This window comes from Williamsia serinedens (assembly GCF_024171725.1).
Classification (GTDB): domain Bacteria; phylum Actinomycetota; class Actinomycetes; order Mycobacteriales; family Mycobacteriaceae; genus Williamsia_A; species Williamsia_A serinedens.
Genome location: NZ_JAMTCG010000002.1, coordinates 770068 through 780192 on the forward strand (window position 1 = coordinate 770068; position 10125 = coordinate 780192).

A 10125-nucleotide genomic window follows, 5' to 3' on the forward strand; every position below is an offset into this window, starting at 1 on the left:
CTACGGTGGGAGGACGAGCGGTCGACGGCAGGAGTGGTGGTGCCCTGGTTGCGCAACCTCGCCCGAGGCGTCCTCGGCGGTTTCCTGATCTTCGCGGGAACCGCGCACCTGACGTTCGCGCGCGACGAGTTCGACGCCCAGGTCCCCGGCTGGGTCCCGCTCGACACGGGGTTCGTCGTGGTCGCGTCCGGCGTCGTCGAGATCGTGCTCGGTGTCGCGCTACTCGCGCTGTACCGCCACAAGGTGCTGATGGGCTGGATCGTCGCGGCGTTCTTCGTGGCGGTGTTCCCCGGGAACATCGCCCAGTACGTCGACCACCGGGACGCCTTCGGCCTCGACACCGACACGGGCCGGCTGATCCGGCTGTTCTTCCAGCCCCTGCTGATCGCATGGGCCCTGTGGTGCACCGGGGCGTGGGCGGCCCTGCGGCGCCGTCGAACCCGGGACGACCGCGCCGTCGTGTGAGGCTCGGCCACCCAGCGAGACGACGACGACAGCCACGACGCCGACGGCCATCCCGATCGCGGTCGTGACCGTGAACGACTCCCCGAACGCCAGCGCACCCCACACGGCGGTCACCGGTGCCATCAGGAACATCAGCGTGTTGACGCGCGCGACGTCGATGCGGCGCAACAGCACCCAGTACAACCCGTAGCCGCCGAAGGTCGGCAGCACGACCAGCCAGGCGGTGGCGATCCAGAACGACGCGTCGGCGGGGACGACGGCGTCGCCGGTGACGACGGCGATCGCGGTGAACACCACCGCGCTCGTCGCGCAGTGGATCGCGAGCGCGGTGAGCGGCGGCACCGCGTCGGGGTCACGCCGTTCGACGAAGGTGGCACCGACGAGCGACAGCATCCCGAGGAGCGGGACACCGTAGGCCCACACGGGTGCGGTCGCGTTGCTACCGGCGTCGGCGAGGGTCACGACGGCGACCCCGACCATGCCGAGGACGAGGCCGCACCACTGCCGCCCCGACGCCGCTGCCCCGAGCAACGGTCCGAGCAGCGCCGCGGCCACCAGCGGTTGGATCCCGTCGACCAGCGCGGTGGTCCCCGTGTTCACGCCGAGGTTGATCGCCCAGTAGACGGTGAGAAGGTAGCCGCTCTGCGAGAGCAACCCGATCACGACCTGCCGCACGGTCGAGCGCCGCGAAGGGACCGCGCTGCGGCGTCGGGCGAGCCACCATGCCGGCACGGCCAGCACGGCCGCCAGCGGCAGGAACCGCCACATCAGGACGGTCGGGACAGCGGCGTCGGCGGCGCCGAGCTTCGCGCCGATGAATCCCGAACTCCAGCAGACGACGAACAGCACGGAGAGGCCGATCGTGAGGACGGTGTGAGTCGTCGGACGGAATACTTTACCGATCTGTGAAGTGCTCATGCCGCGACTTTACAGATCGGTATAGTCTGCGTCCATGAGCTCGCAGGGATCGACCGTCGACCTGACCCCGGGAGCACGGCGCATCCTCGACACCGCGTCGCGGCTGTTCTACGAGCGCGGCATCCATGCCGTCGGGGTGGACACGATCGCCGACGAGGCCGGTGTCACGAAGCGGACCCTCTACAACCGGTTCGGGTCGAAGGACGTCCTCGTCGAGCAGTACCTGCGGGGTCGGGACCAGCGGTGGCTCGCACTGCGCACCGCGGCGGTGGATGCCGCCGGGCCCGATCCGATCGACCGTCTGCGCGCGGTGTTCGACGCGTCGGCCGGATGGTCCGACAGCGACGGCGGCCGAGGGTGCGGCTTCACCAAAGCGCACGCCGAGTTCAGCGACCCTGCCCATCCGGTGGCGCAGCTCGTGGCCGCGCAGAAACAGGAGCTGCTCGAACTCTTCCGCGGGGTCCTCGCCGATGCCGGCGTCGTCGACGACCACCTCGCGCAGGCGGTTCTCGCATTGCACGAGGGCGCTCTCGTCGCGCACGGCGTCGGCGTCGGCGCCGACCCCTGGGTCAGTGCTCGCGAGGCGGCGGTGCGGTTGGCGTCGGGCGCCTGATCAGGAGCGCAGGAGCCGCGCGAGGTCCTCGTCCCAGGCGGCCATCCGACTGCGATCGCAGCGGGTGGTGATCAGCGCGCGCAGGGCCAGGTAGACGGCGATCACCAGTCCGACGAGGACCACGGCGACGGCCACGCCCGTCACGCTGGAGTCCGCTCGCAGCGGGAGCGGCGGCGTGGGTTCGCCCGTGTCGTCGACGGTGAGCAACAGCTTGCTCCCCGCGTCGGTCCCCGGCGGAACGGCGATCCGACCCGTGTGCCGTTGACCCTTGAAGTCCCAGTGGGCGACCACCGAGTTCACGTCGTCGCGGCCGAGGCCCGACGAGATCGGTGTGCTCGGCGGCGAGGCGGTGTCCGTCGTGGCGTTGACCATCGTGATGACCGGTGCCGGTGCCTCGTCCTGCGACGCCCAGATGACGATGCCGGGGGCGATGGCCAACGGCAGCATCAGCAGGCCGACGAAGCCGAGCAGCAACTGGAGTCGGCGCTCACGGATGTCGATGTCGCGCTCGAGGGGATGTCGTCGTCCGCGGTCCGTTCGTACGGCGTATCGACGGGAGGTGACCCTCCTCGTGGACGGACGCTGATCGCCGGACATCGACTCGCTCTCCTTCGAGAACCGCTGGTGGTGCACGCCTTCTGACCAGAGTAGGCGATGTCCGGTTCGGCCACGAGGTGTCTGTGGACCGCGGTGGTCAGGCGACCCGCCGACCGCGTGCGGCGGACAGCTGCTCGACGGCGTCGGCCGCACGTCGGGCCGAGCCGTCGGCGTTCATCCGACGGGCGACCTCGCGCACCCGCGGATGCAGGGTGCGGGCCTGCTCGACCGCGTCGCGCAGCGTCTGTGCGGTCAACGACCGTGGCACCAGGCGCACACCCACACCGGACGCCTCGACGCGGACCGCGACGTCGCGCTGGTCGCGGCCGAACGGGACGACCACGAGCGGGACCCCGCGGGCGAGGGCCTTCTGCGTGATGCCGAGCCCGCCGTGCGTGACCACCACGTCCGCATGGTCGAGGAGCTGATCGTGGGGCAGCAGTCGGGCGATCGTGGCGCGGGGGTGACCGACGAACCCTGCCGGGTCGTGGGCACCGGTCGTCACGACGGTGTGCAGGTCACCGTCGGCGAGAGCGGCGAGTGCGGTGTGGGCGAGCACCGCGTCCTGCTGCGCTTCGGTCGAGAGGGTGACCATCGCGACCGGTCCGGTGAGTGCGGTGATGCGTGGGTCGGGGTCGGCCGGTGGACCCCACAGGGACGGTCCGACGGTCACCACGCTCGACGGCCAGCTCGGCGACGGGCGTTGCAGCGGAGGGCCACACAGACTGAGCACCAGCGGCGCGGCGCGGACGATGTCCTCGGTGTGCGCGACGGGCGGCAGGCCGTGGCGCGCACGGAGGTCGTTCAGCGGGGTGAGGAAAGTGCGGTCCCACACCCCGCGGGCGAGAGCACCGAGCGCAGCGTCCCGGGCTCGCCAGATCCGGCCGTCGCGGACACGCAGGCCGAGCCCGGGCGGCGGACCGTCGGTGGGCAGCGGCAGGTAGGTCGGACTCCAGATGGCCCAGGGAACTCCGGATGCCTCGGCGGCCAGGTGGGCGCCCGTTACCGAGATGTCGGCCATCACCAGATCAGGCTGGTGCGAGCGTATGAGCCCGGACAGGTGGCGGAACTCGTCCTCGGCTCGTGCGATGAGACGGTCTGTCAGCGCCCGCACGCTGCGGCGGCCTGCGTGCTGGTCGCCGGGGGTCGCGTGCTCGAGATCGCCAGGGAGCGGAGACGCGCCGAGGCCCAGCTCGCGCAGCCGCGGGACCTCGTCGCCGATGGTCACGACATGTACGTCGTGGCCGCGGGCTCGCAGGGTCAGGGCGGTCTCGACGATCGGGTAGAGGAGCCCGCGTGCCGGTGACGTCATGGCCAGGATGCGCGTCATCGTGCCCCGCCGATCGGACAGCCGGTCGACGCCGCGGTGCCGTTGCGCACGGCGCGGATAAACGTCGGGTCGGTCCGGAGTCCCCACCCGGCACCGACGAACGCGCGGCAGCCCTCGGTGTCGCCGGCGGTGGCGAGCAGGAAAGCGACGACCGCCCGGGTGAACGGGATGGTGTCGACGGGATCGACGGACACGAGGTGCGGGGCGCCGCGGGCGACGGCGAACCACGCGGGGCCGGCGATCCGGTTCTGCACCAGCGCCTCGATCGGACCGGGTCGGGACGTCTGGTCGGCATCGCCGGTCACCGTGAACGTGGGGACCTCGACGCCCGCGGTGACGGTGTAGACGTCGGGCTGCAGGGCCAGCACCGCGCGGAGGGCGGTCCCGGACGGCAGTCGCAGGTCGGCCGGCACGGGCAGGCCCCGTTGCGCGACGCTCACGAGGCCGGCCGCCTCGATCGCTTTCGTCGCGCCCGCGGAGTGGCCGGCGAGGATGACCGACCGTGCGTCGATGCGTCCGAAGACCGGCGATCGCGGGTCGGCGTTCGCCGCGAGTGCCCGTCGCACACCGAGGAACGGGCTCTGCGGCAGTACCTCGTGGCGGATCACCGCGATCGCGACGACGAACCCGAAGCCGGCCCAGTGACGGGCCAGCGCGGCGAAGTAGCCCGGGTTCGCCCCGTTGCCGGGCACGAACACGACGAGCGGTCGCGGGCCGCCGGCGGTCGGGTACCAGTAGTCGACACTGGTCTCCGGACCGCCGACGATCGGGTTGTTCGCGGTGCACTGCAACGGTGTTCGCGCTCCCTGGCGGCGGGCGTCGGCGTTCTGTTCCGCCGCTCCCGGTCCGGAGCAGGGGACGATCCGTGCCGTCGACGCGACCTCGAACGGTCCGGCCAACGCGAGGTCACGCGGCGCTGTGCCGACTGCGGTGGACGGCGCGGCGGAGGCGGCGGACACGCCGGTGAGGGACACCAGCGCCACCGCCGTGACGAGAACGAGCAACCGCGACATGGACTTCCCCGAACCGGACATTCATCTTCGCGAATGGACGGTGGGAAGAATAAGTCGAGGTGCTCGTCATCGCAGGACGAGCGATTCCGCTGGCAGCGAACCGCGTGGAATTACACCGTAAGCGTGTAATCATTGCTCCGGTCAGCGAAGGAGCGAACATGACACAGCAACAGAGTCGCGGCCGAGGGCGCCGCGGTGGATGGCAGCAGGCCGAACTCCCCGACGCGAGCGACGCCACCGCGTGGTTCGTCGGCCGACTCCCCGACGGCTGGTTCGACGGCACTCCCGACGTCGTCGTCGACCGCGACGAGATCACCGTGGTGGGCACGCTGACCGCGCCCGACACCGAGGGCAACAGCAGCGCGGCCGCGCAGGGACGGGCGTCGCGGTTCCGTGAGGACACCCGTGCGCAGCGGATGACCATCGCCGACGAGGCGCAGGCTCGCTACGGACGCACCGTCTCGTGGGGTGTGCGGGTCGGTGACGAGCGAATCATGTTCACGCACCTGGCCGTTCCGGTGATGACGCGTCTCCGTCAGTCCGAGCGGCAGGTCCTCGACACCCTCGTCGACGCGGGAGTCGCACGGTCGCGCGCCGACGCGGTGGCGTGGTCGGTCAAGCTGGTCGGCGAACACACCGAGGCCTGGCTCGCGGAACTGCGGCAGGCGATGGACTCGGTGGACGAACTACGAGCCCAGGGTCCGAAGATCTGATCACGGCGTCGTCATGTGACCTTGCTGGCTCGGAGTGTGTAGCTCAGTGGGACGACGCCTGAGTTCTCGGTGAGCCGCCACTCGCCGTCGGTGTGGGCGGTCATCTGGCCGGGAAGTGCCTCCCACGGGATGCTGTCGTGCTCGACCAGCATGTCGAGGCGGAGACCGCTGACCAGCAGCGCCGTGACGATCTCGCCGAGTGAGTGGTTCCACTCGTAGGTCGTCGTCGCCGTCAGGCGTCCGGGGGAGTCGACGTAGGTCTGGTCGTCATCCCACTCGAGGGGGTGTTCTTGCTCGAAATATGGGAAGCGCAGATGCAAGCCGTCGCCGAGAGATTCGTCCATCGACCACACGATGGGGTGTGCCTCGCGAAGGAAGAGCGAGCCGCCTGGCGCGAGGAGGGCGGCCACGACTGTGGCCCATTCCTGGATCCGCGGTAGCCAGCACAGCGCTCCGATGCCCGTGTAGACGAGGTCGAACCGCCCCGCTCCGAGCACGTCGACCGCATCGTCGACGGTGGCGTGGACGAACGTCGCAGTGGATCCGGTGTCCGCGGCCAGACGCCGCGCCTCGTCGATCGAGCGCTCCGAGAAATCGAGGCCTGTCACGGCAGCGCCGATGCGGGCCAAGGAAATGGTGTCGGTGCCGATGTGGCATTGCAGGTGCGCCACGCGCAGCCCCGTGATGTCGCCGAGCCGAGGCTGATCGAATCGCACGACGTCGGAGAGCTTCGCGGGACCGTCGACATAGGTCTGAACGGCATAACCGGAGCCGTCTCGTGCGGCGTGAAGAACAGCACGTTGGTCCCAGTTTTCCTGGTTGGAGGCCAGGTGGTCGTCCTTCACACCTACTCTTCTCGTCGCCGGACAGGCACGTCGAGTCGGTGCCCATCACACGGTAGCGATGAGCGGGTGGGTCCGCGCCCGGGCTTCTGGTCGGAAAGCCCTTCGGGCCACTCCTGACGCGGCAGGCGAGCGCGTCAGTCCTCGACGTGGGCCAGCGTCGAAGGACAGCCCGCGTCCGACGGTCCCGTCGGGCGCGGAGCACCTCGTAGACCTCGTCACCTGAGCCGTAGGTGTCCTCGACGGACTCGATGAGCGCCTCCATCGACACGGGATCCGTCGCAGGTGTACCGAACTCGATGCTGCCGGTCTGCGCACCGACACCCTCGATGAGGTGGCGGATGCCACCGGGCCCACCGCCGAGGACGTTGCCCTCGAACAGCCCGATGGTCGCCCAGCGGTTACTGCGCGCGATGTACGAGCGATCTTTCGGGCGGGTGGTCTTCATCAGTTCGATCGCCGCACTCAACGGAGGCGTGGTCGGCCCGCACCACGCGTCCAGCAAGGCCGCGCTGCACGGTCTCACCCGTTCGCTCGCGAAGGACGCGGCCCCGCATTGCGACACCGTCAACGCCATTGCCCTGGCGCTGATCGGTGGCACCCATCCTGCCCGCCGATCCGTCGGGCGGCGACGAGCTGCGCATGCCCATCCCGGTCGGGAATCTGAGTGAGCCGGACCAGATCGGTTCGATCACAGCCGGTGTCGTGAACAACGGCTACCCGACGAACAAGATCATCACCGTCGACGGCGGGTTGTTGCCGCGCTGATCGCGGCGCCCTCGGAACCGTCCTCTGCTCAGGGCCCGAGAAGGTTGGTGCGCACGCGCCGCAGGTGCGTGCGCATCGCTTCTCGGGCCGCGTCGGGATCACGGTCTTCTACCGCGGCCACGATCGCGGCGTGTTCTGCGCAGTAGCACTCTCGCGTCTCCGGGGTGAACGTCCGCTTCTTCAGCGACCCCCACACCGGTTGTCGGCGGCTGTCGATGAGCAGCTGACTCGCACCGATCAACACGCTGTTGTGGGTGGCGACAGCGAAACTGTGGTGCAGCATCGTGTCCCAGTGCTCGAATTCCTCCGACGTGTGAGCCGCCTCGCCGCCGGCCAGGCATCGTCGCATCTCTAGCAAATCGCTGTGCGTCGCCGACGCGACGGCCACCGGCAGCATCTCGGGCTCCAACGCCAGACGTGAGGTCATGATCTCCGTCGGGCTGGGGTAGACCCCCTCACCCGGACCGAGGCTCTGGTCGCGCGGAGCGACGAACGTACCGCGCCCGACGTGACGGACGACCTTTCCCTGAGCGGCCAACTCGTCGAGTGCGCTCCGAACGACCGCTCGGCTGACACCCATGTCGGCGGCGAGGTCGCGCTCCGTGGGGAGACGTGCGCCCGGGGCGAGCTCCTCCGACGACAGCATCTGCGCAAGGCGTGTCCGCGCAGTGGCCAGTGGACCCACTGCCATCGTCATCGCTCACCTCCCGCGTCAGACCAATCCGGACCATCGTATGCATCCGGCCGTGTGTGTCACGCGTGATATCCCCGCTGTCTTTGTGTTGACGGTCACAATTGTGAGACCTATGGTGACCAATACAGACCGAAATTGGCAATCGGTCCATATTGGTTCAACGGAGGTCACAGAGTGCGTTTTGCGAGAGTGGAGAGCAACGACGGGGGTCGCGTCTGCGTCGTCGACGGCGACGGCGCCGCGCGGGCGGTGTCGTTCGCCGACACCGGTGCGCCCGTTCGCACCGTCCAACAACTGATCGACGCCGGCCCCGGTGTCGCGGATCGCCTAGCGGTGTCCGACGTCGTCGAGTCAGGCCGGGTGCTCGCACCGATCGTGCCGCACCGCAACGTCTTCTGCGTCGGACGGAACTACTCGGAACACGCCGCGGAGTTCGCGAGGAGCGGTTTCGATGCGACCGGTTCGCCCGACGGCCAGCACGTACCCGAGCATCCGGTGGTGTTCACCAAGCCCGCCGCGACGGTGATCGCCACCGACGAGGCAATCGATCCTCACCTCGACATCACGTCGGCTCTGGACTACGAGGGCGAGATCGGTGTCATCATCGGGCGCCGGGCCTCGAAGGTGAGCCGCGAAGACGCCCTCGACTTCGTATGGGGCTACACGCTCGTCAACGACATGACTGCCCGAGACCTGCAGCGCGACCACAAGCAGTGGTTCATCGGCAAGTCGCTGGACACCTTCTGCCCGATGGGCCCGTGGGCGGTCACCGCAGATTCCGTCGACATCGCCGATGTGAACCTTCAAACCCGGGTGAACGGTGAACTGCGCCAGGACGCCTCCACCGCGCAGCTCATCTTCGACGTCCCGACGATCATCGAGACACTCTCCGCCGGCATCACCTTGGAACCGGGCGATGTCATCGCAACGGGCACACCCGTCGGGGTCGGCATCGGATTCGATCCGCCGAAGTACCTGCAGGTCGGCGACGAGGTCACCATCTCCGCGACCGGTCTGGGCACGCTGCGCAACACGATCGGCGACGCCCCCGACCGCGACCACCTGGTCACCGCCGCCGGCCGACGAATCTTCGTCGAACAGACAGGGGAGGGACCCGTCGCGGTTCTCGTCCATGGGCTCGGCGGCGCCAGCACCGTCTACGAACCACAGGTCAGCGCCCTCGAGCGCACGCACACGGTCGTCCGGTTCGATCTGTCGGGCCACGGCCGATCGCCCGTCGCCGGGCCGGCGAGCATCGACGGATGGGTCCAGGAGCTCGACGCCGTGGTCGAACGCACCGGCGCCGACTCGGTGTCGCTCGTCGCGCATTCGATGGGGACGCTGGTCGCGACCACCTATGCGGCACGCCACCCCGAGAAGGTGTCGAAGGTCGCGTTGCTCGGAGCCGTCCGCGCGCAGCCGGAGCAGGCCGCAGCCGCGACCCGCGCCCGCGCCCGAGCGGTCCGCGAGGGCGGGATGTCCGCCGTCGCCGACACCATCGTCTCCGCGGCCCTCTCCGACGGCACACACCAGAAGCGCCCCCTGGCCGTCGCGGTCGTGCGAGAACTCCTCCTCGGCCAGAACCCGGACGGGTACGCCACGGCCTGCGACGCATTGGCCGCCGCGACCGAACCCGACTTCGCGTCGATCGATGTTCCCGTCCTGCTCGTCACCGGCGAACACGACAAGGTCAGCCCCGTCGGCGTGAACGACGAACTGTTCAGCATCTACCCCAACGCGCAGCTGCACATCCTCGAGGACGTCGGGCATTGGCACACGGTCGAGGACCCCGAGACCGTCACCACGCTTTTGACCGACTTCCTCACCAAGCCCTGACCACCACCCACGAAGGGACCAGCACGATGACGTCTGCCCAGCCCACCGAGAACGCAGTCCTGTTCACCAACGCCCGCATCTTCGACTCCACCGGATCCGACCCCTACGAGGGCGAGGTCCTCGTACGCGGCAACCGCATCGCCACCGTGCGCGCCAGCACCGGCGACATCCCCCGCGACGGCGTCCGCGTCGTCGACGGCGGCGGGAAATTCCTCATGTCGGGACTCTGCGACGCCCACACCCACTTCTCCTGGACCAACTCCGCGGACCTCCCCGGACTGGGGACCATGGGCGTCGAGGAGCACACACTGTTGTCCGCACGCTCGGCACAGACCT

At 69.5% G+C, this 10125-nt stretch carries 11 protein-coding genes and 2 pseudogenes; 7 read left to right on the forward strand and 6 right to left on the reverse strand.

The annotated features are described in order from the left end of the window. Positions 1–39: 39 nt before the first annotated feature. Positions 40–465, forward strand: a complete 426-nt coding sequence (locus tag LX12_RS07290) for a DoxX family protein (protein WP_253653835.1) — start codon at positions 40–42, stop codon at positions 463–465. A 75-nt stretch (positions 466–540) separates the two neighbouring features. Here the strand turns inward: LX12_RS07290 and LX12_RS07295 are convergent. Then, positions 541–1383: pseudogene (locus LX12_RS07295) on the reverse strand (DMT family transporter); the annotation flags it as partial. A 34-nt stretch (positions 1384–1417) separates the two neighbouring features. Here LX12_RS07295 and LX12_RS07300 point away from each other — a divergent pair. Next, positions 1418–1996, forward strand: a complete 579-nt coding sequence (locus LX12_RS07300) for a TetR/AcrR family transcriptional regulator (RefSeq protein WP_253653836.1) — start codon at positions 1418–1420, stop codon at positions 1994–1996. On the opposite strand, the gene LX12_RS07305 is transcribed toward LX12_RS07300, so the two are convergent. From LX12_RS07305 to LX12_RS07315, 3 genes are all read right to left on the reverse strand, one after another. Beyond that, entirely contained in the window at positions 1997–2593 is a 597-nt protein-coding gene (locus tag LX12_RS07305) for an Rv1733c family protein (RefSeq protein WP_253653837.1), read from the reverse strand. 97 nt (positions 2594–2690) lie between these two features. Next, positions 2691–3923, reverse strand: coding sequence for a glycosyltransferase (locus LX12_RS07310; RefSeq protein ID WP_253653838.1), 1233 nt, complete (start codon positions 3921–3923; stop codon positions 2691–2693). After that, positions 3920–4936 carry an alpha/beta hydrolase gene (locus LX12_RS07315; protein WP_253653839.1) on the reverse strand — a complete coding sequence of 339 codons (1017 nt, stop codon included), beginning with the start codon at positions 4934–4936 and terminating at the stop codon, positions 3920–3922. Before LX12_RS07315 ends, LX12_RS07310 begins: the two co-directional genes overlap by 4 nt. A 158-nt stretch (positions 4937–5094) precedes the next feature. Between LX12_RS07315 and abmR the strand changes: the two genes are divergently transcribed. Next, positions 5095–5649, forward strand: a complete 555-nt coding sequence (gene abmR, locus LX12_RS07320) for an ATP-binding transcription factor AbmR (RefSeq protein ID WP_253653840.1) — start codon at positions 5095–5097, stop codon at positions 5647–5649. Between the two features lie 11 nt (positions 5650–5660). Here the strand turns inward: abmR and LX12_RS07325 are convergent, their stop codons facing one another. Continuing rightward, complete coding sequence (locus LX12_RS07325; protein ID WP_253653841.1) at positions 5661–6494, reverse strand: class I SAM-dependent methyltransferase; 834 nt, start codon at positions 6492–6494, stop codon at positions 5661–5663. 410 nt (positions 6495–6904) lie between these two features. Here LX12_RS07325 and LX12_RS22335 point away from each other — a divergent pair, with 410 nt between their 5' ends. Together LX12_RS22335 and LX12_RS07330 are read left to right on the forward strand one after the other, a co-directional pair. Continuing rightward, positions 6905–7162, forward strand: a complete 258-nt coding sequence (locus LX12_RS22335; protein ID WP_372504951.1) for an SDR family NAD(P)-dependent oxidoreductase — start codon at positions 6905–6907, stop codon at positions 7160–7162. Further along, complete coding sequence (locus LX12_RS07330) at positions 7086–7259, forward strand: hypothetical protein (protein ID WP_253653842.1); 174 nt, start codon at positions 7086–7088, stop codon at positions 7257–7259. Before LX12_RS22335 ends, LX12_RS07330 begins: the two co-directional genes overlap by 77 nt. A gap of 28 nt (positions 7260–7287) precedes the next feature. On the opposite strand, the gene LX12_RS07335 is transcribed toward LX12_RS07330, so the two are convergent. Further along, entirely contained in the window at positions 7288–7956 is a 669-nt protein-coding gene (locus tag LX12_RS07335) for a FadR/GntR family transcriptional regulator (protein WP_253653843.1), read from the reverse strand. A gap of 171 nt (positions 7957–8127) precedes the next feature. Between LX12_RS07335 and LX12_RS07340 the strand changes: the two genes are divergently transcribed. Continuing rightward, on the forward strand, positions 8128–9789 hold the full coding sequence (locus tag LX12_RS07340) for a bifunctional fumarylacetoacetate hydrolase/alpha/beta hydrolase family protein (RefSeq protein WP_253653844.1): 1662 nt from the start codon (positions 8128–8130) through the stop codon (positions 9787–9789). Positions 9790–9815: 26 nt separating this feature from the next. Continuing rightward, positions 9816–10125: pseudogene (locus tag LX12_RS07345) on the forward strand (amidohydrolase family protein); the annotation flags it as partial.

Coding starts and splice junctions, on each gene's coding strand:
- LX12_RS07300 (WP_253653836.1), top strand. CDS start 1,418: ATGAGCTCGCAGGGATCGACCGTCGACCTGACCCCGGGAGCACGGCGC.
- LX12_RS07315 (WP_253653839.1), bottom strand. CDS start 4,936: ATGTCGCGGTTGCTCGTTCTCGTCACGGCGGTGGCGCTGGTGTCCCTC.
- LX12_RS07305 (WP_253653837.1), bottom strand. CDS start 2,593: ATGTCCGGCGATCAGCGTCCGTCCACGAGGAGGGTCACCTCCCGTCGA.
- LX12_RS07310 (WP_253653838.1), bottom strand. CDS start 3,923: ATGACGCGCATCCTGGCCATGACGTCACCGGCACGCGGGCTCCTCTAC.
- abmR (WP_253653840.1), top strand. CDS start 5,095: ATGACACAGCAACAGAGTCGCGGCCGAGGGCGCCGCGGTGGATGGCAG.
- LX12_RS07335 (WP_253653843.1), bottom strand. CDS start 7,956: ATGACGATGGCAGTGGGTCCACTGGCCACTGCGCGGACACGCCTTGCG.
- LX12_RS22335 (WP_372504951.1), top strand. CDS start 6,905: ATGTACGAGCGATCTTTCGGGCGGGTGGTCTTCATCAGTTCGATCGCC.